General features: G+C 56.4%; 27 protein-coding genes and 1 other RNA gene. 16 read left to right on the forward strand and 12 right to left on the reverse strand.

The window, feature by feature from the left end:
- Nucleotides 1-18: 18 nt before the first annotated feature.
- The 7 genes from OCA8868_RS06805 to OCA8868_RS06835 all read right to left on the reverse strand — a co-directional run bounded on the left by OCA8868_RS06805 (nucleotide 19) and on the right by OCA8868_RS06835 (nucleotide 6,588).
- Nucleotides 19-492, reverse strand: coding sequence for a cytochrome b (locus tag OCA8868_RS06805; RefSeq protein WP_093995818.1), 474 nt, complete (start codon nucleotides 490-492; stop codon nucleotides 19-21).
- Nucleotides 493-522: 30 nt separating this feature from the next.
- Nucleotides 523-1,641, reverse strand: coding sequence for an SPFH domain-containing protein (locus OCA8868_RS06810; protein WP_093995819.1), 1,119 nt, complete (start codon nucleotides 1,639-1,641; stop codon nucleotides 523-525).
- 35 nt (nucleotides 1,642-1,676) lie between these two features.
- Nucleotides 1,677-2,657, reverse strand: a complete 981-nt coding sequence (locus tag OCA8868_RS06815) for a DUF2927 domain-containing protein (protein ID WP_370737995.1) — start codon at nucleotides 2,655-2,657, stop codon at nucleotides 1,677-1,679.
- 7 nt (nucleotides 2,658-2,664) lie between these two features.
- Nucleotides 2,665-3,867: a toxic anion resistance protein gene (locus OCA8868_RS06820; protein ID WP_093995820.1), complete on the reverse strand. Its 1,203-nt coding sequence runs from the start codon at nucleotides 3,865-3,867 to the stop codon at nucleotides 2,665-2,667.
- Between the two features lie 26 nt (nucleotides 3,868-3,893).
- Entirely contained in the window at nucleotides 3,894-4,766 is an 873-nt protein-coding gene (locus tag OCA8868_RS06825) for a 5-bromo-4-chloroindolyl phosphate hydrolysis family protein (RefSeq protein ID WP_093995821.1), read from the reverse strand.
- A 211-nt stretch (nucleotides 4,767-4,977) separates the two neighbouring features.
- Nucleotides 4,978-5,841, reverse strand: a complete 864-nt coding sequence (locus tag OCA8868_RS06830; protein WP_093995822.1) for a pseudouridine synthase — start codon at nucleotides 5,839-5,841, stop codon at nucleotides 4,978-4,980.
- A 27-nt stretch (nucleotides 5,842-5,868) separates the two neighbouring features.
- A complete protein-coding gene (locus tag OCA8868_RS06835) occupies nucleotides 5,869-6,588 on the reverse strand; it encodes a class I SAM-dependent methyltransferase (protein WP_093995823.1) in 720 nt (239 codons plus the stop codon).
- 110 nt (nucleotides 6,589-6,698) lie between these two features.
- On the opposite strand from OCA8868_RS06835, the gene OCA8868_RS06840 reads away from it, so the two are divergent.
- From OCA8868_RS06840 to rpmG, 7 genes are all read left to right on the forward strand, one after another.
- Nucleotides 6,699-7,154 carry a nucleoside deaminase gene (locus tag OCA8868_RS06840; protein ID WP_093995824.1) on the forward strand — a complete coding sequence of 152 codons (456 nt, stop codon included), beginning with the start codon at nucleotides 6,699-6,701 and terminating at the stop codon, nucleotides 7,152-7,154.
- A gap of 68 nt (nucleotides 7,155-7,222) precedes the next feature.
- Entirely contained in the window at nucleotides 7,223-7,510 is a 288-nt protein-coding gene (gene gatC, locus OCA8868_RS06845; RefSeq protein ID WP_093995825.1) for an Asp-tRNA(Asn)/Glu-tRNA(Gln) amidotransferase subunit GatC, read from the forward strand.
- Nucleotides 7,510-8,988 (forward strand): Asp-tRNA(Asn)/Glu-tRNA(Gln) amidotransferase subunit GatA, encoded by a 1,479-nt coding sequence (gene gatA, locus OCA8868_RS06850; protein WP_093995826.1) that lies wholly within the window; start codon nucleotides 7,510-7,512, stop codon nucleotides 8,986-8,988. Before gatC ends, gatA begins: the two co-directional genes overlap by 1 nt.
- Nucleotides 8,989-9,047: 59 nt before the next feature.
- Nucleotides 9,048-9,734 carry a hypothetical protein gene (locus OCA8868_RS06855; RefSeq protein ID WP_245848096.1) on the forward strand — a complete coding sequence of 229 codons (687 nt, stop codon included), beginning with the start codon at nucleotides 9,048-9,050 and terminating at the stop codon, nucleotides 9,732-9,734.
- A gap of 2 nt (nucleotides 9,735-9,736) precedes the next feature.
- Nucleotides 9,737-10,414, forward strand: a complete 678-nt coding sequence (locus OCA8868_RS06860) for an N-acetylmuramoyl-L-alanine amidase (RefSeq protein WP_093996183.1) — start codon at nucleotides 9,737-9,739, stop codon at nucleotides 10,412-10,414.
- Nucleotides 10,415-10,425: 11 nt separating this feature from the next.
- Nucleotides 10,426-10,802, forward strand: an RNA gene (rnpB, locus tag OCA8868_RS06865) — RNase P RNA component class A.
- A 255-nt stretch (nucleotides 10,803-11,057) separates the two neighbouring features.
- Entirely contained in the window at nucleotides 11,058-11,225 is a 168-nt protein-coding gene (gene rpmG / locus OCA8868_RS06870) for a 50S ribosomal protein L33 (RefSeq protein ID WP_049833842.1), read from the forward strand.
- 68 nt (nucleotides 11,226-11,293) lie between these two features.
- On the opposite strand, the gene OCA8868_RS06875 is transcribed toward rpmG, so the two are convergent.
- The 3 genes from OCA8868_RS06875 to OCA8868_RS06885 form a co-directional block, all read right to left on the reverse strand.
- Nucleotides 11,294-11,872 carry a hypothetical protein gene (locus OCA8868_RS06875; protein ID WP_143849558.1) on the reverse strand — a complete coding sequence of 193 codons (579 nt, stop codon included), beginning with the start codon at nucleotides 11,870-11,872 and terminating at the stop codon, nucleotides 11,294-11,296.
- A gap of 311 nt (nucleotides 11,873-12,183) precedes the next feature.
- On the reverse strand, nucleotides 12,184-12,927 hold the full coding sequence (locus OCA8868_RS06880; RefSeq protein ID WP_093995829.1) for a Bax inhibitor-1/YccA family protein: 744 nt from the start codon (nucleotides 12,925-12,927) through the stop codon (nucleotides 12,184-12,186).
- Between the two features lie 163 nt (nucleotides 12,928-13,090).
- A complete protein-coding gene (locus tag OCA8868_RS06885; RefSeq protein ID WP_093995830.1) occupies nucleotides 13,091-13,306 on the reverse strand; it encodes a DUF1127 domain-containing protein in 216 nt (71 codons plus the stop codon).
- Nucleotides 13,307-13,420: 114 nt separating this feature from the next.
- Between OCA8868_RS06885 and OCA8868_RS06890 the strand changes: the two genes are divergently transcribed.
- Nucleotides 13,421-14,305: a LysR family transcriptional regulator gene (locus OCA8868_RS06890; RefSeq protein WP_093995831.1), complete on the forward strand. Its 885-nt coding sequence runs from the start codon at nucleotides 13,421-13,423 to the stop codon at nucleotides 14,303-14,305.
- On the opposite strand, the gene OCA8868_RS06895 is transcribed toward OCA8868_RS06890, so the two are convergent.
- A complete protein-coding gene (locus OCA8868_RS06895; protein WP_093995832.1) occupies nucleotides 14,302-15,258 on the reverse strand; it encodes an NADPH:quinone oxidoreductase family protein in 957 nt (318 codons plus the stop codon). The genes OCA8868_RS06890 and OCA8868_RS06895 overlap by 4 nt on opposite strands.
- Nucleotides 15,259-15,539: 281 nt before the next feature.
- On the opposite strand from OCA8868_RS06895, the gene OCA8868_RS06900 reads away from it, so the two are divergent.
- The 4 genes from OCA8868_RS06900 to OCA8868_RS06915 all read left to right on the forward strand — a co-directional run bounded on the left by OCA8868_RS06900 (nucleotide 15,540) and on the right by OCA8868_RS06915 (nucleotide 18,823).
- Nucleotides 15,540-15,908: a helix-turn-helix domain-containing protein gene (locus tag OCA8868_RS06900; RefSeq protein WP_093995833.1), complete on the forward strand. Its 369-nt coding sequence runs from the start codon at nucleotides 15,540-15,542 to the stop codon at nucleotides 15,906-15,908.
- A gap of 75 nt (nucleotides 15,909-15,983) precedes the next feature.
- Complete coding sequence (locus tag OCA8868_RS06905) at nucleotides 15,984-16,796, forward strand: inositol monophosphatase family protein (protein WP_093995834.1); 813 nt, start codon at nucleotides 15,984-15,986, stop codon at nucleotides 16,794-16,796.
- A 183-nt stretch (nucleotides 16,797-16,979) separates the two neighbouring features.
- Nucleotides 16,980-18,317, forward strand: coding sequence for an 8-oxoguanine deaminase (locus OCA8868_RS06910; protein WP_093995835.1), 1,338 nt, complete (start codon nucleotides 16,980-16,982; stop codon nucleotides 18,315-18,317).
- Between the two features lie 17 nt (nucleotides 18,318-18,334).
- The gene (locus OCA8868_RS06915; RefSeq protein ID WP_093995836.1) at nucleotides 18,335-18,823 is read left to right on the forward strand and encodes a CAP domain-containing protein; all 489 of its coding nucleotides are present in this window, start codon (nucleotides 18,335-18,337) and stop codon (nucleotides 18,821-18,823) included.
- Here OCA8868_RS06915 and guaD read toward each other — a convergent pair.
- The gene (guaD, locus tag OCA8868_RS06920) at nucleotides 18,820-20,106 is read right to left on the reverse strand and encodes a guanine deaminase (protein ID WP_093995837.1); all 1,287 of its coding nucleotides are present in this window, start codon (nucleotides 20,104-20,106) and stop codon (nucleotides 18,820-18,822) included. The two genes, OCA8868_RS06915 and guaD, sit on opposite strands and share 4 nt — an antisense overlap.
- 106 nt (nucleotides 20,107-20,212) lie before the next feature.
- Here guaD and mgtE point away from each other — a divergent pair, with 106 nt between their 5' ends.
- From mgtE to OCA8868_RS06940, 4 genes are all read left to right on the forward strand, one after another.
- Nucleotides 20,213-21,586: a magnesium transporter gene (mgtE, locus tag OCA8868_RS06925; RefSeq protein ID WP_093995838.1), complete on the forward strand. Its 1,374-nt coding sequence runs from the start codon at nucleotides 20,213-20,215 to the stop codon at nucleotides 21,584-21,586.
- Complete coding sequence (locus OCA8868_RS06930) at nucleotides 21,583-22,137, forward strand: 5-formyltetrahydrofolate cyclo-ligase (protein WP_093995839.1); 555 nt, start codon at nucleotides 21,583-21,585, stop codon at nucleotides 22,135-22,137. The genes mgtE and OCA8868_RS06930 overlap by 4 nt, the downstream gene beginning before the upstream one ends.
- Nucleotides 22,138-22,239: 102 nt before the next feature.
- Nucleotides 22,240-23,055: a TIGR00282 family metallophosphoesterase gene (locus OCA8868_RS06935; protein WP_093995840.1), complete on the forward strand. Its 816-nt coding sequence runs from the start codon at nucleotides 22,240-22,242 to the stop codon at nucleotides 23,053-23,055.
- Between the two features lie 58 nt (nucleotides 23,056-23,113).
- Nucleotides 23,114-24,895, forward strand: coding sequence for an SLC13 family permease (locus tag OCA8868_RS06940; RefSeq protein WP_245848098.1), 1,782 nt, complete (start codon nucleotides 23,114-23,116; stop codon nucleotides 24,893-24,895).
- The last annotated feature ends 9 nt before the right edge of the window (nucleotides 24,896-24,904 follow it).

Here is a 24,904-nt window from a genome sequence, read left to right on the forward strand (position 1 = left end):
ATAATTGGATGGTGACGGTCATTCAGGGCGCAGCATGCGCATCAAAGTACCGTCCTTCTTGCCGAATTGGTGCCAGATGGCCATTGCCGCGTGACCCAGTGCTGCCAACATCAATGCCTTTGCCGTGAATTCATGAAAGCCCGACAGATTGCGGAAGCCCCCGAACCATGTGGCGGCGCCTAAAAGCGGTACAATGATGACTAGCGCATAGATAAGGCGATGACCCCAAGTCGCGGCCAGTTTCCCCATCTCGGTGCCTTCGGGTTCTGGAGCGCCACGGCGGTGGCGTAGTACAATCCGTACAATGATCATGATCATCGCCAAAGCGCCCGCGATCGTGTGAATGGTTGGAAACGGACCTTCATTGGCTCGCCATGCTGCTTTCGCAACTTCTTCCATTCCCTCATGGGTAAACCACGCGACCAAGACGGCAATCGCCGTTAGCCAGTGAAGGACAATTTGCGTGCGTGAGTATCCTGTGCGCGTGGTCATATCTAAAACCCCTTTGAGAATGGTTGCGGTTTACGCGCCTGGAGGCGGAGGAGGTGCGACTGTGAACAGTTGCGCCAACTCGTCGACCTCATCAGCGGTCTTCCAGCCGTCTTGGCCTTGCGTCCAGACATAGGTGTCGCGGGTCAATTCGCCTTCAGAAACCATGCGTCCGAGTGCGGCCTTTGAAAATGGACCTTTGGTGTCTTTGCCGTCTGCGATGTGCCAGACGTGCTCGACTGGTGGCGGCGGAGGTGTTTGCGCAGAGGTGCTTGCGCCGCCGGTGTTGATGCCACTGCCGTTGATCCAAGGGTTCGCCAGTTGGCCAGCCATAGCCATGCCCATGCCAGCACCCAGACCAGCACCCATTGCGCCGGACGCTTCGCCGCCGCTGCGCAAGGCTTCTGCGGCTGCGTATTTCATGTGGGCGTTCAGATCACCCGTCAGGCCGCGGGATGTGCGCGTGTCCAATGCAGCTTCAACAGCAGGTGGTAGGCTTATGTTTTCAATGTACAATTCTGGAATGCTAAGGCCATAAGCGGCAACCGTTTCGGAAATTGCACCCGCAATGAGCTTGCCAAGATCGGCGGTGTTCGCCGCCATATCGAGGACCGGAATACCCGACGCCGCAATCGTGCGGGTGAAGGCCTGAACGATGATGTTGCGGATCTGGAAGCTGATTTCGTCCATCGTGAATTCGCCGTCCGTGCCAACGATTTCGCGCAGGAACGTGGCCGGATCTGTGACCTTAACCGAATAAGTGCCGAACGCGCGGATACGGGTTGGGCCGAATTCTGGGTCGCGCAGCATGATCGGGTTTTTCGTGCCCCACTTAAGGTCGTTAAACCGCGTCGTGTTGACGTAGTAGATTTCCGATTTGAACGGGGATTTGAACCCGTGGTCCCAGTGCTGAAGCGTCGTCATGATCGGCATGTTGTTGGTTTCAAGCATGTACAAACCTGGCGTGAACACATCTGCCAGCTGGCCCTCATGCACGAACACAGCCGCCTGACCTTCACGGACTGTCAGCTTGGCGCCGTATTTGATTTCGTGGTCTTCACGTTCAAACCGCCACACCATCGTGTCGCGCGTGTCGTCTGTCCAATGAATGACGTCAATAAATTCGCCAGTGAGAAAATCGAGAATGCCCATGTTGGGTCTCCTTAGTCGTTGTGTTCAGTATTCGTTTAACTTGGCCCAGAGTTCGTCAATTCAGTCGCGATGACCCGCGCGATGGGGGCGGCTTCGGCGGCGGCCATGCCCGTTTGCAGGCGGTCATCATAGAGCATTTTTAACAGCAGTTCATCATGGGTGGTCAGGAGACCAAATTCTTCGTCATCATTGAAGATACTTGGGCGGGCTTGCGGGCTGTCGTTGGCGAGGCCCAATCCCTGCGCCAGTTCTTCGTGGATACAGGCAAGGCGCATCAAGTCAGGGTGTTCACCGCGGATCAGCGCGACGGCCTGTGAATACTGCGGGTTGCCGTCCTGCGAAAAGGCCAGCACCAGACACAGCGTGTCGCGCGGAACGTTTAGGAACGCGCCGACGCTGGCGTCATCGATACCGGGGACGAGGGCGCGTAGCTCTCCCTCAAATCCCAAGCGGTCGTCTTCGTTCAGGATTAGCACGTGGAAATTCGGGTCCGTGTCGTTCATCGACATCGGCTGGCCAGAAACTCGGGATAAGCGGGACACATAGTTGCGGACGTTTTGGCTGTCCTCAAGGCGTTGATCTTCGGGGATCGTGGCGCCGTATTGCACCGTGAACTTCACGGGTACTTCCCAGCGGCGCAGGCGGCTGAGGGTTGGCTGCGCGCGAAGGCCTGTTGGGGTCATGACGAATTCATCGAATAGGGCGATGCGCACGAAATTGCGGGCGAGTACTGTGTCGGTAAACGTGGTGTCCGGTCCGCCGCCATCCGTGCGCAAAAGGCCACGCGCCATAAGGTCGTTTTGAAGGCGTTGGAAGTGCACCGACAATGCGCGGCTGGCATCAGATGGCGTTGCTGCAATGGGTGCGGGCGGCAGAGCAGGGGGGACAAGCCCTATTGGGCGTTGCTCTGGTGTTGTTGGTGGCGGCGCAACAGGCTCCGCCACTTCGCAGGCGGCAAGGATCAGCAGGGCCGCAAGACCCAGTGCTTTCCCCAATTTCCCGCCTGCGTTCAGGATCAAATCGTTACTCCGCGCCAGCGGCGGAACCGATGTTGTGACCGGACGCAGTGCCGCGTGCTTTGGCTGCGGACAAAGTCGCCTTTAGTTCGGCTTCCATGTTCTTCAGCTCAACTTCGGCTTCAGCACGCTTGCGCTTGCCTTCATCAGCAATTTGCAGGCTTTCCTCGATGGTGCCGATCAGGTCAGCGTTGGCCTTTTTGATCGCTTCGATGTCGAACACGCCGCGTTCCATTTCAGTGCGGATCATTTTGTTGGCCGAACGCAGGTTTTCCGCGTTGGCTGTCAAAAGCTCGTTGGTCAGATCGTTGGCTTCGCGAACGGCAACAGCTGCTTCAGCAGAACGTTGGATCGTGACGGCCTGCGCCAGCTGGGTTTCCCACAACGGAACAGTGTTGATCAGCGTGGAATTGATCTTGGTCACAAGGGACTTGTCGTTTTCCTGAACCAAACGGATGGACGGCAAGGACTGCATGGTCACCTGACGTGTCAGTTTGAGGTCATGAACACGGCGTTCCAGATCATCACGTGCAGCACGCAGATCGCGCAATTCCTGCGCTTTCATGACGCCCTGATCTTCCGGCGCGTCTGCCACTTCTTTTTCCTTTGCAGGAATGACCGTGGAATCCATTTCCGCCAACTTGGCTTCGCCAGCCGCGATGTAGAGGCCCAGTTCGTCATAGAAGCTGAGAGTTTTGTCATACAAAACATCAAGGCTTTCGATGTCCTTCAGCAGCACGTGTTCGTGCTTGAGAAGATCATCAGTGACCTTATCAATCTGGCCCTGAACCGTTTCGAACTTGGCAGCAAACTTTGCAGCAGGGGCCATGCGACCCAACAGGCGTTCCCACCAGCTACGTTTGCGGCGCACGTCGAGTTCGGAAACGTTAAAGCCGCGAATGGTTGTCACGATTTCACGAAGGCTGTCGCCTGCTGGACCCACGTCCTTATTGCGTACGCCTTGCAGCATGGATTGCGAGATTTCCTGCAATTCAGCCTGCGCGGAGCTGCCGAAAGAGATGATGGAATTCGTATCTTCCATGTTCAGCTCTTTCATCCGCTTGGTGATCGCGGCGGATGTTTTTTTGTTGGCAGCTTCCAACGTGACGAGTTCATTCTTCGGTTCTGCCAAAATCACGGCTGTGACTTTCTCGACGTTTTTAAGGCTCGCTTGTGCGGCCTCCATGTTTTTTGCAACTGTGTCAGACATATGTGTCCCCCTAGGTAGTGGCCCGTTTATAGGCCTTCGCGCTGCAAACGATCGCGCAGCACTTTGATTTCAATATCCATGTCGCTGCGGTCATCGAGCAACATCTTCTCTGTTCGTGCGGCGAAATTCTGCTCAAGGTCTGTAAGCAGGTTTTCGAAATCTCCGCGGGCGTCTTCATTCCGTTGGCGTTTATAGAGATCAGCAAACTTGGCTGCCGCGTCCCGTGCGCCCATCAGATAAACACCTAAGAATTTACGCGCACCGGTCAGGTCACGCGGGTCTTCCTCAACGGTGCGGATCATGCGCCGCGCGGCTGCTTGAAACTGTGCTGTGCGGGTTTCCAAATGACGGTCGCCAATGCTGGCAATGTGATCAGTCATGGAGGCAAGATGCGCCTCGGCCTCATCAACCACCTTGGCGACGCGGTCTTGTTGAAAGGTATCAATCCCCTCCATACGTTTGTCGCGCAACGGATCCATACCAAAGGCGGTGATGTGCAATCCAGCGGCGACGATGCCATAAAGAACGGCCGCCAAAACGCTGGGATCATTGGATAAAGATGCCATCGTGATGCCAGCGCCGGTAAAAATAGCACCAAGCAGCTTGCGCGGAAGTGCGGGCTTTCGCGCCACTTTACGCAAGTCATAGGCCGCCGCCGCCTTCAACCCGTCACGCGTAAGCCACGCGGCCAAGGTCAAAACAGCGGCGCCGCCCAACCCAAGCAGTAAATTCAACGCGCCTTCGTTTAATGACAGAAAGGCAAGGATCACACCCGGAACAAACAAGATACCAGCCTTGGCACCCGCCGCATTGACGCGACGTTCATCGACAACCGCCTCACGAATGGCACTGCCTTCGGTTCCATCGGGGCTGAATTTGCCGCCAAACTTCTTAGCCATATCTAAAGCCCCCCAAGCCAGCCGGTAACAACGCCGAGCATCAGCAGGATCAGCAAAACAAACGAAATGGTTTTCACAGTATCAGGCACGCACGCCTCCACGGTTCGCCAATGGCAATGTTACAGCAAACTCAATACGCATGAAACGTCCCCAAAGACTTTGATAAATCAGTCGAACCAACCATGCACACCCCAAAACACAGGGGCAAGGGTCATCTGCGCGGTGTTTTCCCCGTTGAACCCGTTGGTTTCGCCTTAGCGGACGCGTTTGTGCCGCGTTTTGGCGGCGGGCGTTTGCCCTTGGTGTTGCGTTTTACCATTGTCGGTTTGGGTGTCTTTCGCAGGCCCATCTGGTCGCGCACGATGCGTTGCTTGACCTCTTCCACTGCGCCGGGCTTGAGCGTCCCAAGCTGGAACGGCCCATATGAAATGCGCAATAGACGGTTCACGACCACGCCCATCGCCTCCATAAGACGGCGAATTTCGCGGTTCTTTCCTTCGCGTAACCCCATCGTTAGCCACGCGTTGGCCCCTTGCTGGCGGTCGAATTTCACTTCAACGGGGGCGTATTCGACGCCGTCCACGGTGATCCCATTGCGCAATTCGTCCAGCTTTGCCTCAGATAAGGACCCGTTGATGCGCACACGGTATCTTCGCAGCCAACCCGTCGCGGGTAACTCCATCGTGCGTTTCAGCTCACCATCGTTGGTCAGCAGCAGCAACCCCTCTGACGCGATATCGAGCCGCCCAACAGACATCACACGCGGCATTTCAGGCGGCAGCGCGCCAAACACGGTCTTGCGACCCTTTTCATCACGCTCGGTCGTCACCAGTCCGGCGGGCTTGTGATATAGCCAGATGCGCGGCGCTTCCGGTTCGGCAAGGGGCTTGTTGTCCACCACAATCCGGTCGCGTTCTGTTACGTTCAATGCGGGCGAGGTGATGATAACCCCATTCACCTGCACACGGCCCGCTTCGATGATTTTCTCGGCCTCGCGGCGGCTGGCAATACCTGCACGCGCCAAAACTTTGGCGATACGGTCCCCTGCGGGCTTTTTCTTGTTCTCTTCAGTCATCCCTTGGCCCTAGCCCCTCACACAGGCTTAGGCAACGGGCTTTCGCCCTGACACCGAGGTGGCGCAGCCAAAGAAATGCCGATGATACGTTACCTCAAGCCCGACATCCCGCATGGCTTGCGCAAAGCTTTCGCAATCGCCGAAACGTTTGGAATAAGGGCCAACCATGCTGAAATCTTCGGCACCTTTTAGGAACAGTTTTTCCACCAACGGAATGACGTGATCCATATAAAACCGAAATAACGGCCGCCCAATCCAGCCCTTAGGGTCGGACGCTTCAAGCAAAGAAAACGCACCACCCGGTTTCAAAAGCCGCTTCACTTGCTCAGCCAAAATGACGTGCTGTTCGGCATTAAAGGTCTTTAACCCAAACGTAGACACGACGACGTCCGCAATCCCATCGGGCAGGGGCGTTGTCAGGGCGTTGGCTTCCAGATGGGTAATCTTATCGGCCCGCTCGCTGTGCAAAACTTCTAGCGCATGCAGATGCATTTGGTGCGAAATATCAATCGCCGTGATCTCGGCATCCGGAAAACGCGCCAACACATGGGGCCAAATCTCGCCTGTACCCGCCATCAAATCCACCACCACCTCTGGATGCGTCGCCGGCAGCTGACGCACCGCCGCACGCCGCCAACGGTTTACAAACCCGAACGAACTCACATTGCTCCACCAACGGTAATTCCCTGCACAACGGTCAAAAAGCGCGGCAACATCGGCGGGGTCATAAGACGGATCACTACTCATGGCTGCACGCTATCCCGCTCAATATCAAAGCGAAACACCCATTTTCTTTGGCTCTCAAATACTCAAATCCAACCCTTGCCAAACACACCAGCCAAAGCCCATCAAAGCACATGACTTTCCGCACCCACATGGACGCCGCCCTGCATGAGGCCAAATCCGCCGCTATCCGCGACGAAGTCCCCGTGGGCGCTGTGGTGGTTTCCCCGTCAGGGGAGGTCATCGCAGTGGCTGGCAATCGAACCCGCGAGCTGAATGATCCGACGGCCCATGCGGAAATCCTTGCGATCCGCGCGGCCTGTGCGGCCCTTGGACAGGAACGCCTGACGGGTCACGACCTCTATGTCACGCTTGAACCTTGCCCGATGTGCGCTTCTGCGATCTCGAACGCCCGCATCGCGCGGCTTTATTACGGCGCGGCCGATCCAAAATCCGGCGGAGTCGCCCAAGGGCCGCGCATCTTCGCGCAACCCCAATGCCATCACGCGCCCGAAGTTTACGACGGGCTTTCTGCCCAAGCATCCGAGGACCTGTTAAAGGCGTTCTTTGCCGCAAAACGCCAAGCCTAGCGTCGCGGTGGTTGAAGCCTGCGCGCACGAGGGGTAAAGCGGGACAAAGATTTGAACGGAGAAATCCCATGTCCATCGACATCGAAACCGCCCGCCGCGTTGCGAAACTCGCGCGGATTGCTGTGCCAGAGAAAGAACTGCCAGAATTAGCCAATGAATTCAGCGCGATACTGGGCTTCATTGAACAGTTGAACGAAGTCGATGTTGACGGGGTTGAGCCCATGACATCCGTGACGCCGCAGCGCCTGAAGCGCCGCGACGATGTGGTCAACGATGGCAGCCAGCAAGCGGCCGTTCTGAAAAATGCACCCGATGCCCGCGAAGGGTTTTTCGCAGTTCCGAAGGTGGTTGAATAATGTCTGAACTTTCAAAACTCAAAATCTCCGAAGCGCGTGACGCCCTGAAAAAGGGCGAGGTGACATCCGTTGAACTAACGCAGGCCTGCCTGTCAGAGATCGAAAAAGCAGATGCGCTGGGCGCGTTCGTCCACAAAACACCCGAGCTGGCGATGGACATGGCGAAAGCTGCGGACGCAAACAAAGCTGGTGGTGATCTGAACGGTATTCCGCTTGGTATCAAAGACTTGTTCTGCACCAAGGGCGTACCGTCACAGGCCGCATCCGGTATCCTCGAAGGCTTCAAGCCGGAGTATGAATCCACTGTGACAACCCAGTTGTTCGCAGACGGCGCGGTCATGCTCGGCAAACTGAACATGGACGAATTCGCGATGGGCTCTTCCAACGAAACCTCTGTTTACGGCAACGCTGTGAACCCGTGGAAGCGCGGCAATGACGACGCACAGCTAACCCCGGGTGGGTCTTCTGGTGGCTCAGCCACTGCGGTTGCGGCGGACTTATGTCTTGGCGCGACGGGCACGGATACGGGCGGTTCCATCCGCCAACCTGCTGCCTTCACGGGCATTACAGGCATCAAACCAACCTATGGCCGCGTGTCCCGTTGGGGCGTTGTGGCGTTCGCGTCCTCGCTCGATCAAGCAGGCCCAATGACCAAAGACGTGCGCGATTCCGCGATTATGTTGAAGGCGATGTCTGGGCATGATCCGAAAGACAGCACATCCGCCGATCTTGCCGTGCCGGACTTTGAGGCTGCGCTGACAGGTGACATTCGTGGCAAAACAATCGGTATTCCAAAAGAATACCGCATGGACGGCATGCCGGAAGAGATTTCCAAGCTTTGGGAAGACGGCACCACAATGCTGAAAGATGCAGGCGCGGTCATCAAAGATATCTCGCTGCCGCACACCCAATACGCGTTGCCAGCTTACTATGTGATCGCCCCAGCCGAGGCATCTTCCAACCTTGCACGTTATGACGGCGTGCGTTTTGGCCACCGCGCCACGTTGGATGCTGGCGATGGCATCACCGAGATGTACGAAAAGACCCGTGCCGAAGGGTTCGGTAACGAAGTGAAACGCCGCGTGATGATTGGGACATACGTCCTCAGCGCCGGTTTCTATGACGCTTATTACAACCGCGCTCGTAAGGTGCGTGCGCTGATTAAGCGCGACTTTGAGAACGTATTTGCGGATGGTGTCGATGCGATCCTGACACCCGCGACCCCGTCTTCGGCCTTTGAATTAGGCGCGATGAAGGACGCGGATCCGGTACAGATGTATTTGAATGACGTCTTCACAGTCACAACGAACCTCGCTGGATTGCCGGGCATCGCGGTTCCCGCAGGTCTGGACAAAAACGGCTTACCCCTTGGCCTGCAATTGATTGGTCGTCCGTGGGAAGAAGGCGATTTGCTGAATACTGCCTACGCGTTGGAGCAATCCCTGCAATTTGTAGCAAAACCGAACCGTTGGTGGTAAACCGCGTCTAAATTCGACTTATGAAAGTAAGGGGGCGACGCGCCCCTGTGACTAAACGTATGAAAAAGATAGCGATTCTTGGTGTTAACCTTTTGGCTTTGACGGCGTGTACGACGCAGGTTCCAGACAGTGGTGCTGGCGTGGGTTTCAATGATTATGCTCAATATGAGCTTGATCGCGCCCGCCGTGAGGCTGCGTTGCAAGGCACGACGACCCCGACACTGACGCAAAATGGTGCAATTGTGCCACCAGCGCTGGGCGTTTCGACAACAGAATTGGCCGAGGCAGGTATCATTCCAAGGCAGACCGATAGAACAACCGCTGAGGAGCAAGCTGCCCTTGCATCCAATCCCGAAATCTCTGACGAGCAGGATTTTCAAGCCGTTTCCTCGCGACAGAGCATCGAAAGCGATGCTGAACGCCGCGCACGCCAAGCGGCTGCGTATCAATTGATTGAAGCCACAGCACTTCCCGACCGTTCGGGCAACGCTGGTCCGAATATTGTTCAATATGCGTTGCAGGCGCCAAATGACCGTGGCGAGCCAGTGTTTGACCGCTCCCGCATTTCTGGCGAAGGCCGTTTCCAACGCAACTGCGCCAAGTACCGCACGCCGGATGACGCGCAGCGCGATTTCATCAGCCGTGGTGGCCCGCAGCGTGACCGCCTTGGTATCGACCCTGATGGTGACGGTTTCGCCTGTGGATGGGACCCGCAAGCGTTCCGCGCGTTCGCGACTGGCAACTAAGTTTGAGCCTTTCACCGAACTTTGGTGAGCGGCGCGATGGGGCGACCCCTGACATCATTGTTTTGCACTACACCGCGATGCCTGACTGGTGCGCGGCGCGAGACTGGTTGTGCAACCCCGAAGCCGAAGTATCCGCGCATTATATCATTTCCGAACAAGGGAATGTGGTGCAGATGGTGGCCGAGGACCAACGCGCATGGCATGCGGGTGCGGGGTCTTGGGGGGATATTACCGACGTCAATTCGCGTTCCATCGGGATTGAACTGAACAACACCGGAAGCGCCCCCTTTGCGGCCCCATTGATGGACGCGTTAGAACGCCTGTTACCCGAAATCATGACCCGTTGGGCGATCCCACCTGAGCGGGTGATCGCTCATTCTGACCTCGCACCGGGGCGCAAAATTGACCCCGGCGCAAAGTTTGACTGGGCGCGTTTGGTGCATGCGGGTTTGGCCGTGGCGGCGTCTCCACCTGCCGCTATCGCGGCAAACGAGGACGCCTTATTGCGCGACCTTTCAGCCGTTGGATATGGCGCAGGGGTTAGCACGGACGTGCTGCTCGCTGCGTTCCGGTTGCGCCACAGACAGGGGCATGAGGGGCCGCTGGATGGCTGGGATTGCGCGATCGCCGCTGATCTCGCGCAGAGATTTCCTATTGATCGGTCAGCGCTTACGTCTTAACCCGACGCTACGCGGAGGATCGGATGGCCGCGGTGTGGGGCAACCTGCATCGAGGAAAGTCCGGACTCCATCAAGGCATGATGCTGGGTAACGCCCAGGCGGGGTAACCCGACGGACAGCGCCACAGAGAACAGACCGCCTAGTTTACTAGGTAAGGGTGAAACGGTGGAGTAAGAGCCCACCGCGGCGATGGCAACATCGCTGGCAAGGCAAGCCCCATCAGGAGCAATGCCAAATAGGGGCCGCGTGTGGGTAACCACAGGATCGTCTTGATCCGAGCAGGTCCGGGTTGGCAGCTAGAGGGTGTTTGGTAACAAGCGCCTTAGATGAATGGCCATCAAACCGCTTCGGCGGGGAACAAAATCCGGCTTATAGATCCTCCGCGTATTTCTGGACGAAGGTCCAGAAATACGGGTAGGCAAGGCGCGTTTGCTTGCAAATGCGCAGCCTACTCAGCAGTTAAGGCGTGTGATGTGTGCTATGCCAGAAATTTGACGCTGAAACGGGCCTAAACATACGGGCTAATTCATCAGAAGGCATCGCCGCGTGTGATTGCTGTTGACTCGGGGGGCAAACCCCCTAAAAGGCGGGTTCAGATTCAATTTACGCGCCGCATTTTGCCGCGCGAAGCCGGAGACACACCATGGCGAAGCCAACCACGATCAAAATCCGCCTGAACTCTTCTGCAGGCACCGGCCACTTCTACGTGGCAAAGAAAAACGCACGCACAATGACTGAAAAGATGGTCGTCAACAAATACGACCCAGTTGTGCGCAAGCACGTTGAATACAAAGAAGGCAAGATCAAGTAAGATCGCCTGATTTGAACGAATAGAAACGGGTCGCCTCAACGGGCGGCCCGTTTTCGTTTGCTGATACGTTAAAGGGTAAGCGGGGCAGGGCGATTCCAAATCGACAGGGTGCTTGGCGTTGCGCAGATCAACGTTCGGCCAGTCCATGAAAAGCCGTGCGCTCTTATCTCCTCTCCAGATCGATCAACTAAGTGGAAGGAGGCATCCTTGTTATACTCCGCCCACTTCGCATCAAGAAAATGCACAGAGGCGCCTGCGGGGTGCAAAACGCAATAGGACCCGATCCTTTCAACGCTCCAACCATCGTCGGTCATGGTGCGCAGGCCGCCACCGTATAGCCCCGCCATATCGAAACGCTCGTCCGCGGGATGATCAAGGCGCGTGCCTTTAAGGGCAGATGCGTCCAGCCCATCCTCATCGCGGTTGCGATACAGGATTTCACCGGTCGCGCCGTCAATCACACTTTGCCCGTTCACAGATGTCACGAGCATGGTTTCACTTGCGCGATCAAAACCAACAGCATTCAAACCGCCAATTCCTAGGACAGCAGCCTGCTTCCAAGGGCCAACATTTACCGCCAATTCTGCTGCAACAAGCGCCAAGGAAACGGGATCGTGGGGACCTAAAAACGAGCGCATCAATTTCACTGGTTAGTCCTTTGTGTCTAATAGAAACGCCAAACCGCTGGGCCTCACGCTAGCAAGGTCAGCGTAGTTTAGGGAACATCGTCGAGGATTAGCCGCCAAAGCAGCAATATGTCGCCACTAGGCCAACGCCTCTTCACCTTGCTTTTGTTTCACAAATATCCCGGGGGAGTCCGCAGGACGGGGGCTGGCCCCCTTTTCCCTTAAGCGGCGAAGCCGCATGGATCGGATTGGCGTAGCCAATTCGAATTCAAACATAACAACAAAAAAGGGCCGCCCGAAGGCGGCCCCAATTCTTTCAACTGAACCGGTGTTTATTCGCGGCCGGACAGTAAGAACAAGATGGATCGGAACATCGCGATGAACGAGATGTAGAGGCTCAGCGCGCCAACAATAGCGGCTTTTTCTAGGTACATTTCCGCTTCTGGGCCGCCGTATGTGCGGGCCTGCAGATACTCGTTCTTGATGCTTTGCGTGTAGTAGGCTGTCAGGCCTGCAAAAATCACGAGGGCAGCGATGTTGATGAAGAACGTCATGCCGCTAAAGCTGAACCCGAAGATCCAGGATGCGAGTGACAGCGCGATCAAGCCCCACGCGCCCATGATCAGGAACGAGCCGATTGGACCAAGGTCTTTCTTTGTTGTGTAGCCAACAAGGGACAGGCCAAGGAAGGCCACGGATGTGATACCCAATGCAACGAAGATCTCACCCAGATTGAACATCTGGAAAATCACCGACAAAGATGCGCCAGTCAGGGCTGCGTAGGCCCAGAAGATGCCATTCAATGCGCCAACCGACAGGCGGGCAAAGCTGAAGTTCAGCACCAGCACAAGCGCGAGTGGGCCAAACATGATCGCGTAAAGAAGCGGTGTGTTTGTAAAGATGGTTTCAAGCGCGACAGGGCTTGTGCCGATGGCATAAGCAAGCACTGCCGTAACAACCATTGCCATGGACATCAGCCCATAGACTTTGTTCATGTGGGCGCGAAGACCCTCGTCAATTTCCGCGGTACGTACGCCAGCCGTGGCGCCCATTCCGGGGGTTCTGTAGTCAGCCATGAGATCCCTCCAAGGTGATCATTTCAATCATTCGGGCCCCTGAAACGGACCATTTGGCCGCCGGAACTCCCTTGGGGGTGATATTGGCATGGTTCCCCTGTAATTCAAGGAAAACTGCGGGTTTACGTGCAAATTATCACATAAATTTGCCCGCAATTGCCGTTCAGCGGTGGCGGGATGGTAAATCCCAAACGGGGCGTGCGGCCTCTTGTGCGGCTGCGCGGGGGCTTACACCGATGTCCTTTAGGCGGGCTTCGCTCAATCCGGCGAGCTCACGGCGTTCTTTCCAAACTGTCAGGAACGTAAACAGTGACGGCGCAGGTGCCTTGTGCTGCTGTGTGCATGTGGTGGCGGTTGTGCGGCTTAGGGAGAGTGTCATGTTATGTCCTTTCGTGATGTGAGTGCCGTATTGCATTTGATATCTTGATGTATCGGGTAATTTGACGCATAAGGGAAATGAATGATTGAAATGTGAAGCATCAGGATTGGTGATATGGCGAGAAATCTGGACCTTACCGCGCTACGCTCATTCGTGACGGTTGCGGATGCCGGCGGTGTCACCAAGGCTGCGGGGGTTTTGAACCTGACCCAATCGGCAGTCTCAATGCAGCTTAAGCGGCTGGAAGAAAGCCTTGATCTGTCGCTACTTGATCGTTCCGCGCGCCAAATCTCTGTCACGGCCGAGGGCGAGCAGTTGCTCAGCTATGCCCGTCGGATGCTGTCGCTTAACGATGAAGCGCTGCAACGGATGACGGCAGATGAGTATGAGGGGGCGATCACGCTGGGTGTTCCGCACGATATCATTGATCCCTACATTCCCCATGTGTTGCGCCGCTTTGCAGCTGAATTCCCGCGCATGAAAATCCACCTTGTGTCCGAGCCGACCAAAGCCCTACGTGCGATGTTTGGACGTGGCGAGTGTGACGCCATCATTACCACCGAGGCTGAGCCTGGCCCCGGGGGTGAATCCCTTGTGACACTTCCCTTGGTTTGGGTTGGCGCCGCCGGAGGAACGGCATGGAAGCAACGTCCGCTTCCAGTCGCGTTTTGTAGCAATTGCATCTTCCGTTCTGGTGTTCTGAAACGGATGGATGACGAGAGCTTTGCGTGGGAGATGGTTGTTGAGTCTCATACCGACACCGCCATTCAAGCCGTAGTAAGTGCTGACTTGGCTGTTCACGCTGTCATCAAGGGTGTCTATGCGCGTCAAACTGCGCCAGTTCCGTCCGAAGCAAGTTTGCCAGATCCGGGAAAGTCGCAGATTGTTCTGTATATGCAATCCAAAAAGGACCCAGTTCAAGCCGCTTTGCACGATATGATCCGGGAATCCTATATGTCTGAATGGGCGACGCATGCCGCCAAACTGCGCAGCGTCTAAAGCGTTACAACGACCTTGCCGGTGCTTGTGCGGCTGCGCAGTAGCTCAAGTGCGTCTGCAGATTGTTCCAAGGGTAGAACATGGCTGACATGAGGTTTCAGACGGCCTTGAACGTACCAATCCATCAGCTCACCCATGCTGTCAGTCAGTGCAGTTGGGTTAAACTTTAGATATCCGCCCCAATAGAACCCAATGACAGTGATGTTCTTGACCAGCAGATGGTTGGACGGAATTTGTGGCACGTCGCCGCTGGCAAATCCGATTGTGATCATGCGGCCCTCGCGGTTGGTGGCACGCATCGCTGCTTTGAAGGCGGCCCCACCAACAGGGTCATAGACCACATCAGCACCGCCAAGGGCGCGGACTTCGGCTGTGATGTCTGCACTCGCGTCAATCACGTGATCTGCACCAGCGGCGGTTGCGACGGCCAGTTTGTCAGCGCCGCGCGCGACGGCGATGACGGTCGCGCCCATCGCCTTGCCGATTTCGACTGCCGTCAGGCCTACGCCGCCCGCAGCCCCCATTACTAAGAGTGTTTCCCCGGCTTGCAGTTTTGCACGTCGCGTTAGTGCGAGATGTGATGTGCCGTACGCGACTTGAAATCCCGCTGCGACTTGCGGCGACATTTCGTCAGGGACCTCTCGACAGAGCAGAGCCGGGAAGACACCCTGCTGGGCCAATCCCCCTTGGCCTCCAAAGACCGCAACACGCGTACCGATTTTAGCTTCACTAACACCTTCGCCCAATGCGAGTACCGTGCCGCAAACTTCCATACCCAAGGTGAAGGGCGGGTTTGGTGTGTCTTGGTACGTGCCTTTAGCCATAAGAAGATCGGCAAAATTCAGCCCACATGCTTCGATATTGAGCAGCACTTCGCCTTTTGCGGGCGCTGGTGGATTTATGACTCTCAACGTTGGTGGGGTGGCGTAAGATTCAACTTGGAAGGCTTGCATGGGGAACTTTCGGTAAAAGAAACCCTTTAAAGCACAAGCCGGTAGCGGCATTTCCCAAAGGGTTACGAGTGAGCGTTAGAGCAGAGAAAAACAGGAATCCTGTCCTTTTCGACAGGGTAACACGGTGCAAACCTGTCCTAAAGGATAGGATAGGGACTGCAACCCTTGCGTGTTTCACCGCAGGGCGGTTCTTAGGTTCTCAGAGCAGAAGAATCTGCACAACTTTAAATTGTCTGCGGCGTTGAAACCAACTGAGCCGGGCTAAACATAGGACGACTTATATGAAACATCCAGTAGACGTACATGTCGGAAAACGCATTCGCCACCGCCGTTGGGTAAGCGGAACAACACAGCAACAACTTGCAGATCAGGTTGGTATCAAATTCCAGCAGATCCAGAAATACGAAACCGGTATGAACCGTGTCAGCGCGTCCCGTCTTTGGGATATTGCTGCAGCACTTGGTGTTGAAGTTGCGTTCTTCTTTGAAGGGCTGGACGGCAAATTGATCCCGGAAGAGCTGGGCGGGATGCCGAGCGATATTCTGTCTGACAAAGAAGCGCTGGACCTTTTGCGGTCCTACTACGCGATACCAGAAAACCAACGCCGTCGCCTGTTCGATCTGGCACGTGTTCTCAGCGAAGCTGCTTAAGCTGCGCAACGGCCCTTGACCTTTGACTGTTCCCGGCGCTACCGCGTTGGGGACATTTAAGACAAAGGCGGGCGCATGACCCTTTCCAAAGTTACCTTGACCGAAAGCGAGATGACATTGCTGCGCGACTGCGCGCATGTCATGGCGGATGCCGCGCGCGCTGCGATCCTGCCCTTGTTTCGTTCGGGCCTTACATCTGACAACAAAGATGCCACGGGATTTGACCCCGTAACCGAGGCGGATCGCGCTGCAGAGCAAGCCATGCGTGCCATTCTGGCGGATCTGCGCCCGATGGACGGGATTTTGGGCGAAGAGTTCGGAGAGCATGATGGCACAAGCGGGCTACAGTGGGTATTAGACCCGATCGACGGCACACGTGGGTTTATTTCAGGCACCCCGACATGGGGCGTTTTGGTTTCAGTACGTGATGCGAGTGGTCCGCTTTATGGATTGATCGATCAACCCTACATTGGAGAACGGTTCGAGGGTGGTTTTGGCCACGCAACCATGACGGGGCCTTTGGGCGCGCGTGCGTTGGGGACCAAGAAAACGGCCAGTCTGGCCGAGGCGACAATCCTGACCACCTTTCCCGAAGTCGGCATTGAGGATGACGCGATCGGGTTTCAGGCAGTTGCAGAACGCTGCAAGCTGACGCGATACGGCATGGACTGTTATGGCTATGCGTTGTTGGCAGCAGGGCAGGTGGACCTTGTCGTCGAAGCGGGGCTGAGTGCTTATGACATTCAGGCGCCCATCGCGGTGATTGAGGCTTCTGGCGGGATTGTAACAGATTGGCGTGGCGGCCCTGCGCATGAAGGCGGACGGGCGCTAGCGGCTGCCAATGAAGAACTCCACGCGCAGGCTTTGGCGATCCTTTCAAAGCACTGATCGAATTTGCTGCGCAAATCCGACCAAGAGGGGGCTAGCCCCCATCGCTGCGCGATTCCCCCAGGATATTTGTGAAACAAAGGCAGGGTTGAAGGTCGATCGCGTATCGTTAGACTTCGCTTGTCGCGTCCTTACCCGTTCTGGCGACACATTTCTTACCGAACGGGATCGAAAGGAGGGCAGATGCCTGATGTTTTGATTAAGGGCGCTTTGGCGGTTCTTACAATGGATGATGCGCGCAGCGAGCTGGCTGAGGCCGATGTCTTACTGCGTGATGGCGTTATTGTCGGCGTTGGATCAGGGCTAGAGGCTGGGCGCGCGGAAGTGATTAACGCGGCGGGCTGCGTTGTAACGCCAGGCTTGGTGAATACGCATCACCATTTATATCAAACACTGACACGTGCGGTTCCTGGTGGGCAGGATGCGTTGTTGTTCGGGTGGTTGCAGACGCTTTACCCGATTTGGGCGCGGTTCGGGCCTGAGGAGATGTTTATTTCAGCACAAATCGGATTGGCTGAATTGGCGTTGAGCGGCTGCACGATGACGTCTGATCACCTGTACCTTTATCCGAATGGCGCGCGTTTAGATGATACGATAGCTGCAGCGGGTGAGGTCGGTCTGCGGTTCCATCCGACGCGTGGCGCGATGAGCATTGGCGAAAGTGATGGTGGGTTGCCGCCTGACTGTTTGGTTGAGCGTGAGGCGGGCATTCTTGAGGATTGCATCCGGGTGATTGACGCGTTTCATGACCCCAAAGAGGGCGCGATGGTGCGCGTCGGGGTGGCGCCATGTTCACCGTTTTCTGTCAGCCGCGACCTGATGCGCGATGCGGCTATTCTGGCGCGTGATAAGGGTGTGATGCTGCACACCCATCTGGCGGAGAACGATGAAGATATTGCCTACTCGCTTGAGAAATTTGGCTGCCGCCCGGGGCAGTATGCAGAAGATTTGGGGTGGACGGGGTCTGACGTTTGGCATGCGCATTGCGTGAAGCTTGATGGGCAAGAGATTGATTTATTTGCGAGATCGAAGACGGGCGTCGCCCATTGCCCGTGTTCCAATTGCCGCCTTGGGTCTGGGATCGCGCCCGTGCGTGCGATGCGGGATGCGGGGGTGAACGTGGGCCTTGGGGTTGATGGGTCCGCGTCAAACGATGCGGGGTCGCTTGTTGGGGAAGCGCGCCAGACGATGCTGTTGCAACGGGTCGCGAATGGCGCTGATGCGATGTCCGCGCGTGAGGCGTTGGAAATCGCAACGCGCGGGGGCGCTGAAGTGTTGGGGCGCGATGATTGCGGCCAAGTCGCCGTCGGAAAGCGGGCGGATATCGCTATTTGGGATGTGTCGGGAATCCACAGCGCAGGTTCGTGGGACCCAGCCGCAATTTTGTTGGCTGGCCCCACAAATGTTAAGCATTTGTTCGTAGAAGGGCGTCAGATTGTTGCAGATGGGCACGTAGTCAGCTTCGATTTGGGACGGGCCATTGTGAAGCAAAACCAGCTTGTGCGAGGTTTGCAGCAATAAAAAAAGAGGAGCGAGCAATGCGAAATCTACTTGTATTGGCTGTTATGGCTTTGGCCGCTTGCCAGCCTACGCCTACGCCTACGCCTACGCCTACGCCTACGCCTCCGCCTGCGCCGACGGTGAATTTGGCACAAACCGCGGCTCCGGCGAGCAGTATGGCGGCAATGATCAACCAGCAACGCGCGGCGAACGGCCTTGGGCCGATTTCAGAAGACCCGCGACTGTCTCAAGCGTCCCGCGGTCATGCGCAAGACATGGTGGTGAACAACTACTTTTCCCATCAAGGGCTAAATGGATCTGATCTTTCTTCGCGAGCGCGTGCTGCCGGATATGGGTGCGTTGCCGCTGAAAACATTGCTTGGGGTCAACGGACCGAGGCGGATGTTATGACAGCTTGGATGAATTCACCGGGTCACCGTCGCAATATTTTGCTTAGGGACGCCAAACAATTCGGCATCGGTCGGTTTGAAAACCATTGGGTTATGATGCTTGGGCGTGGCTGCTAAACAGGTCGCCCTGCAACATAAGTTGTTGAAATAGAACGATCATCACCCATCATGATGGTCGGGAACAACGCCTCCCACAGGGAGTCGGCGCGGCAAGACCGCTGTGTGATTGCTGGCGTTGAAGCGAGGTCTAGCACCGCGATATCCGCCATTGCCCCAACGTTGAGCGAGCCGATTTCGCCAGACATATGCAAAGCAGACGCCGAACCCTCGGTTGCGAGCCACATCAGCTGGGCAGGGTGCAATGCCGTGCCACGCAACTGCGAGATTTCATAGGCCGCGGCCATTGTTCGCAACATCGAAAACGACGAACCGCCGCCTGTGTCTGTTGCCAGCCCCGTGCGAATGCCGCGTGATTTCAGGCCAGACATGTTAAACAGGCCCGACCCGATGAAGGTGTTTGAGGTCGGACAATGAACAACGGCCGCGTTCACCTCTGCCAGCCGATCAATCTCACGCGGCTCAAGATGGATTGCATGGCCATACAGCCCACGTTCCCCGAGCAGCCCGAATTTCTCATAGGTATCGAGGTAGTCGCGGGTATCGGGGAACAACCCACGGACCCATTCAATTTCGTCTAACTGCTCAGACAAATGCGTTTGCATCAAAACGTCAGGGAATTCCGCCCAAAGCGCGCCGAGCGCGTCTAACTGTTCGGGGGTTGAGGTCGGGGAAAAACGTGGGGTGATCGCGTAGGAAATGCGATCCTTTCCATGCCAAGTTTCCAACAGGCTTTTACTGTCGGAGTAGGCCGATTGCGCATCATCTTGTAGCCCGTCTGGCGCGTTTCGATCCATACATGTTTTACCACCAACAACCGCCATCCCGCGCGTGTTGGCCGCTTCAAAAAAGGCCTCAACACTCTGTGGGTGGATCGTACAAAAGCTGGTGAGGGTCGTCGTCCCGTTTGCCAGCGCCAGATCAAGCGTGCGCCCGGCGATATCATCGGCATAGGCGCGGTCTGCAAAACGCATTTCTTCGGGGAACGTGTAGGTGTTTAACCAATCGATCAACCGCTTGCCCCATGACGCGATCATCGCAGTCTGGGGGTAGTGCATATGCGCATCGACGAAACCGGCCGTAATCAAGTGGTTGCCGTGCTCTGTTACAGTTGCTTGGGGGTTGTCGCGTCGCAAATCGTCGGCTTCGCCAACGGCTGCGATCCGCCCGTCGCGCACCAAAACCCCGCCGCGCGCACTAATGTGCGTGACTGCTTCTGGATCACCCACAAACGGATCACCAGAGAAGCGTAAAGTTTGTCCAAGGAGGAGTTGATCAGTCATGCTTCGTTGTTAGTCCCCAGATGGCGGCAGGTAAATCGTCAAAACATAGATCATTGCTTGAGGGTAGGCTGCATATGGATATTGTGCAGCGCAATGGAGGGTCATTATGGCTGATACCGTCGAAATGATTGAAGAAGACGAAGGTCTGCCCAAGAACCTTGTTGCTGCGGTTATTGACGCGGTCCAACTTGGGGATGCTGGCACCATTGATGCGCTTCTTGATCCGTTGCACCCAGCCGACATTGCCGACCTTTTTGAGCAGATAGACGAACGTGACCGCGCGGCATTGTTGCACTTGCGAAAAGGCGGGATGGACGGGGATATCCTGTCTGAGCTCGGGGATGACCTTCGCGAGGAAGTCATCAACGCACTTGAGCCGACTGAATTGGCCGAGGCCGTACGTGATCTGGAATCCGATGACGTTGTCGACCTCGTTGAAGACCTCGACGAAGAACATCAGTGGCAGGTTCTTGATGCTCTGGAGGCAGGGGATCGTGTCGCTGTCGAGAAAGCGCTGGCCTACCCGGAAGAATCCGCTGGTCGCCTTATGCAAGTCGAGGTCGTGTGCGCACCGTCACATTGGACCGTCGGCGAAGCGATTGATTACTTGCGTGCGTCTGACGATTTGCCAGAGCATTTCTATCATGTCATTCTTGTTGATCCTCGTGTGAAACCGGTGGGTTACGTGGCGCTAGGGCGTTTGCTTGGTACTTCACGTGACGTCCCACTCACCGAACTGATAGAAGAGAGCTTTCGAACTTTCCGCGTTGATCAAGATGAGGAAGACGTGGCTTATGCGTTCAACCAATATCACCTGATTTCCGCGCCCGTCGTTGACGAAGATGACAGGCTCGTCGGCGTTATCACGATAGATGACGCGATGATTGTTCTGGACGATGAACACGACGAAGACATTCTGCGCCTTGCCGGTGTTGATGCTGAATCGAGCCTGACCGACAAGGTGATCGCCACCACCAAACGCCGCTTCCCGTGGTTGGCTGTGAACCTTGTGACCGCGATTTTCGCCTCTCTCGTGATCGCGATGTTCGAGGACACCATCGCAACCCTCGTAGCGCTCGCCGTGTTGATGCCGATTGTGGCGTCCATGGGCGGAAATGCGGGTACACAGTCGCTGACGGTTGCCGTGCGTTCGATTGCCACCAAAGACCTTACAGGCGCGAACGTTTGGCGGGTTATCCGTCGTGAAGTTCTAGTGGGCCTCGTCAACGGTATGGTTTTTGCGATCGTTATGGGGTTAATTGGTTGGGTATGGTTTGGCCAACCGATGCTTGGCGTGGTGATCGCCTTGGCGATGGTGATAAACATGGTTGTCGCAGGGCTTGCGGGGACGGGAATTCCTGTCGTGCTTGAGAAAATGGGCGTCGATCCGGCGCTTGCCTCGGGCGCGTTTGTGACAACTGTTACGGATGTTGTTGGCTTTTTCGCCTTCCTCGGCCTCGCTGCGGTGATGCTCCTATGACGCTTCAGGACCGCAAAGACGCAGCGCGTAAATCAGCCTTCGCAGCACGCAAGGCAGCCCACGAAGCGGGCATGGGGCACGCGGGCCATCTGTCTTCGGTTCTTGCGGGTTATCGCGGTGTGCCACTCGCGGGCTACGCACAAATGCGCACCGAAATAGACCCAACGCCTGTAATGGAAGAAGCCAGCGCACATGGCCCTGTGTGCCTTCCCGTTATTGAGGCCGCCGGCCACCCGTTGAAATTTCGCGCTTGGTCGCCGGATTGCACAATGATCGACGGCGCTTTCGGCGCGCGCATCCCTGAAAGCGGCGACTGGATCACCCCCGAGATCCTCATCGTGCCGCTTGTTGCCTTTTCACGCAGCGGTGGGCGGCTCGGCTATGGCGGCGGCTTTTATGATCGAACTCTCGAAGGCCTGCGCGCAATCAAACCGACGCTGGCCATCGGCTTTGCCTATGCGGCGCAAGAAATCGACGATCTCCCGCTTGAACCCACCGATCAACCCCTCGACCTAATCGTCACCGAACAAGGCATCATCGAACCCTCTTAGCCTTGCTTTTGTTTTAAAAATATCCCGGGGGAGTCCCCAGGACGGGGGCTGGCCCCCATTCCGCCCTTGCAACACCTGCCTGCGCTTGGAATACCCATCTCCATGAAAATACTCTTTCTTGGCGACGTCATGGGCCGCGCGGGCCGCACTGGAATTATCGAACGGCTTCCCAAGCTGCGCGAAGAATGGAAGCTCGATTTTGTTGTGGTGAACGGCGAAAACGCGTCCAACGGGGCAGGGCTGACAGCGATACACGCCAAGGCGCTGCTGGATGCGGGTGCAGATGTTCTGACCCTTGGCGATCATGCCTTTGATCAAAAGGATATGATGCAGTTTTGCGAGGCCGAACCGCGTATCATCCGTCCGCTGAACTACTCCAAAGCTTCACCAGGTAAGGGGTTTAGTGTGTTTGAAGCCACCCGCGGGCGTAAAGTCCTCGTGGCCCAAGTCCTCGGTCAGGTCTTTATGAAACGCGCGTTTGATGATCCGTTTTCCGCCATAGACACAGTGCTGAAAGCCCACCCGAGGGGCGGCAACGTACAGGCCAGTCTGATTGACGTGCATTGCGAAGCGACCTCAGAAAAGATGGCGATGGGCCATTATTGCGATGGGAGGGCGTCGATTGTTGTTGGCACCCACACCCATGTGCCGACGTCCGACACCATGATTTTACCGGGTGGTACGGCGTTTCAATCTGATGCGGGCATGTGCGGCGACTACAACTCGGTAATCGGTATGCAAAAGGAAGAACCCTTGCGCCGTTTCATCACCGGCATGCCCAAATCGCGCTTTGAACCCGCTAAGGGCGAGGCGACACTGTCCGGCCTTTACGTGGAAACCGATGATCGCAGTGGCAAGGCGACCCGCGTCGAACCCGTGCGCCAAGGCGGTCGGCTAAGTCAGCAAGGCCCGATGTGAGGCTTGCGCCGCACCGCGCAGCACGCGAAACTAGCGAAATCAAGGTGAAGGACGCGTGATGATCGAGCTTTTCGGAATTTCGCAAACGGGGCAGGCGGTGCTAACACTGACCGTGGTCGCGATCATGTTTGTGCTGTTCTTGCGCGAAACCTATCCGACCGAAGTGGTGGCGTTGACTGGTGTGTCCTTGCTGCTGGCGTCCGGCGTGTTGCCTTACGAGGATGCGCTATCCGTACTGTCCAACCCCGCGCCGTGGACGATTGCGGCGATGTTTATCGTCATGGGGGCACTGGTGCGCACGGGCTCTTTGGACGCGCTTACGGCTTTGGCCGAACGCAATGCCAAAACCAGACCGGCCTTGGCGCTGGGCGCATTGATGGCGTTTGTGGTGCTGGCGTCGGCGATTGTATCGAACACACCGGTTGTTGTTGTGATGATCCCGATCTTCGTGCAACTGGCTAAGTCAATGGGGCTGTCAGCGTCCAAGCTATTGATTCCGTTGTCTTACGGCGCGATTTTGGGTGGTACGCTGACGTTGATCGGCACATCGACCAACCTGCTGGTTGACGGTGTTGCCCGCGCCGAAGGGCTTGAACCGTTCACGATTTTTGAGGTCACGCCTTTGGGAATCGTGCTGGTTATCTGGGGCATGATATACCTTGGCGTTATCGCGCCAAAGCTGCTGCCTGATCGCGATAGTATGGCGAACCTTCTCTCGGATCGCTCAAAGATGCGCTTCTTCACCGAGGCGGTTATCCCACCGGAATCCAACCTGATTGGCCGTGAAGTGACCGGCGTTCAACTGTTCAAACGCGAAGGCGTTCGACTTGTCGATGTCATTCGCGGCGATACGTCTTTGCGGCGCAATATGGCGGGGGTTGAACTGGCTGTGGGCGACCGCGTTGTGTTGCGCACGGCTATGACCGAGTTGCTGTCCTTGCAGGCGACTAAGGAACTCAAACGCGTTGACCAAGTGTCCGCCGTTGAGTCCCAAACGGTTGAAGTTCTCATCACACCGGGTTGTAAAATGATCGGCCGAACGCTGGGCGCTCTGCGCCTTCGTCGCCGCTACGGTGTGTATGTTTTGGCCGTGCATCGGCGCAATCAGAACATTGGCCGTCAGCTGGATGAATTGGTCGTGCGGGTTGGGGACACTTTGCTGCTGGAAGGGTCTGCTGAAGACATCCAACGCCTCGCCTCTGAAATGGACATGGTTGACGTCTCGCACCCGTCCGCGCGTGCCTATCGCCGCGCGCAAGCGCCTATCGCATTGCTGGCTTTGGTGATGATTGTTGGCCTTGCTGCGTTTGGCGTTGCTCCGATTTTCTTGCTTAGCATTCTTGCTGTGGCAATTGTTTTGATCACCCGCTGTATCGACGCGGAAGAGGCGTTCAGCTTTGTCGATGGGCGTTTGCTCACGTTGATTTTTTCGATGCTCGCGGTGGGAGCGGCATTGCAAGCGTCAGGCGCGGTGGCGTTGATCGTGAAGGGCGTAGCGCCGGGGTTGGCGATGTTGCCGCCGTTCCTGATTATTTGGGCGATTTATTTACTGACATCCGTGTTGACCGAAATGGTCAGCAACAACGCGGTCGCGGTTGTTGTGACGCCAATTGCAATTGGGCTCGCGCTGGAACTAGGGTATGATCCGCGCCCCTTGGTGGTGGCTGTTATGGTTGCCGCATCTGCGAGCTTTGCCACGCCAATCGGGTATCAGACCAACACGTTGGTTTACGGTCCGGGCGGGTACAAGTTTAGCGACTTCCTAAAGGTTGGTGTGCCGCTGAACCTTAGCATCGGAATACTGGCGTCTGCGGTGATCCCATACATCTGGCCGTTGTAACGGGCGCCA

This window comes from Octadecabacter ascidiaceicola (assembly GCF_900185015.1).
Classification (GTDB): domain Bacteria; phylum Pseudomonadota; class Alphaproteobacteria; order Rhodobacterales; family Rhodobacteraceae; genus Octadecabacter; species Octadecabacter ascidiaceicola.

What these genes read in the sequence shown, in the direction of transcription:
- OCA8868_RS06900 (WP_093995833.1), top strand. Translation starts at nt 15,540, where the DNA reads ATGAAACATCCAGTAGACGTACATGTCGGAAAACGCATTCGCCACCGC.
- OCA8868_RS06830 (WP_093995822.1), bottom strand. Translation starts at nt 5,841, where the DNA reads ATGACTGAAGAGAACAAGAAAAAGCCCGCAGGGGACCGTATCGCCAAA.
- OCA8868_RS06905 (WP_093995834.1), top strand. Translation starts at nt 15,984, where the DNA reads ATGACCCTTTCCAAAGTTACCTTGACCGAAAGCGAGATGACATTGCTG.
- OCA8868_RS06935 (WP_093995840.1), top strand. Translation starts at nt 22,240, where the DNA reads ATGAAAATACTCTTTCTTGGCGACGTCATGGGCCGCGCGGGCCGCACT.
- rpmG (WP_049833842.1), top strand. Translation starts at nt 11,058, where the DNA reads ATGGCGAAGCCAACCACGATCAAAATCCGCCTGAACTCTTCTGCAGGC.
- OCA8868_RS06930 (WP_093995839.1), top strand. Translation starts at nt 21,583, where the DNA reads ATGACGCTTCAGGACCGCAAAGACGCAGCGCGTAAATCAGCCTTCGCA.
- OCA8868_RS06840 (WP_093995824.1), top strand. Translation starts at nt 6,699, where the DNA reads ATGACTTTCCGCACCCACATGGACGCCGCCCTGCATGAGGCCAAATCC.
- OCA8868_RS06855 (WP_245848096.1), top strand. Translation starts at nt 9,048, where the DNA reads ATGAAAAAGATAGCGATTCTTGGTGTTAACCTTTTGGCTTTGACGGCG.
- OCA8868_RS06820 (WP_093995820.1), bottom strand. Translation starts at nt 3,867, where the DNA reads ATGTCTGACACAGTTGCAAAAAACATGGAGGCCGCACAAGCGAGCCTT.
- OCA8868_RS06915 (WP_093995836.1), top strand. Translation starts at nt 18,335, where the DNA reads ATGCGAAATCTACTTGTATTGGCTGTTATGGCTTTGGCCGCTTGCCAG.
- gatA (WP_093995826.1), top strand. Translation starts at nt 7,510, where the DNA reads ATGTCTGAACTTTCAAAACTCAAAATCTCCGAAGCGCGTGACGCCCTG.
- OCA8868_RS06940 (WP_245848098.1), top strand. Translation starts at nt 23,114, where the DNA reads ATGATCGAGCTTTTCGGAATTTCGCAAACGGGGCAGGCGGTGCTAACA.
- OCA8868_RS06825 (WP_093995821.1), bottom strand. Translation starts at nt 4,766, where the DNA reads ATGGCTAAGAAGTTTGGCGGCAAATTCAGCCCCGATGGAACCGAAGGC.
- OCA8868_RS06810 (WP_093995819.1), bottom strand. Translation starts at nt 1,641, where the DNA reads ATGGGCATTCTCGATTTTCTCACTGGCGAATTTATTGACGTCATTCAT.
- gatC (WP_093995825.1), top strand. Translation starts at nt 7,223, where the DNA reads ATGTCCATCGACATCGAAACCGCCCGCCGCGTTGCGAAACTCGCGCGG.
- OCA8868_RS06885 (WP_093995830.1), bottom strand. Translation starts at nt 13,306, where the DNA reads ATGACACTCTCCCTAAGCCGCACAACCGCCACCACATGCACACAGCAG.
- OCA8868_RS06895 (WP_093995832.1), bottom strand. Translation starts at nt 15,258, where the DNA reads ATGCAAGCCTTCCAAGTTGAATCTTACGCCACCCCACCAACGTTGAGA.
- OCA8868_RS06835 (WP_093995823.1), bottom strand. Translation starts at nt 6,588, where the DNA reads ATGAGTAGTGATCCGTCTTATGACCCCGCCGATGTTGCCGCGCTTTTT.
- OCA8868_RS06880 (WP_093995829.1), bottom strand. Translation starts at nt 12,927, where the DNA reads ATGGCTGACTACAGAACCCCCGGAATGGGCGCCACGGCTGGCGTACGT.
- OCA8868_RS06805 (WP_093995818.1), bottom strand. Translation starts at nt 492, where the DNA reads ATGACCACGCGCACAGGATACTCACGCACGCAAATTGTCCTTCACTGG.
- OCA8868_RS06910 (WP_093995835.1), top strand. Translation starts at nt 16,980, where the DNA reads ATGCCTGATGTTTTGATTAAGGGCGCTTTGGCGGTTCTTACAATGGAT.
- mgtE (WP_093995838.1), top strand. Translation starts at nt 20,213, where the DNA reads ATGGCTGATACCGTCGAAATGATTGAAGAAGACGAAGGTCTGCCCAAG.
- OCA8868_RS06890 (WP_093995831.1), top strand. Translation starts at nt 13,421, where the DNA reads ATGGCGAGAAATCTGGACCTTACCGCGCTACGCTCATTCGTGACGGTT.
- guaD (WP_093995837.1), bottom strand. Translation starts at nt 20,106, where the DNA reads ATGACTGATCAACTCCTCCTTGGACAAACTTTACGCTTCTCTGGTGAT.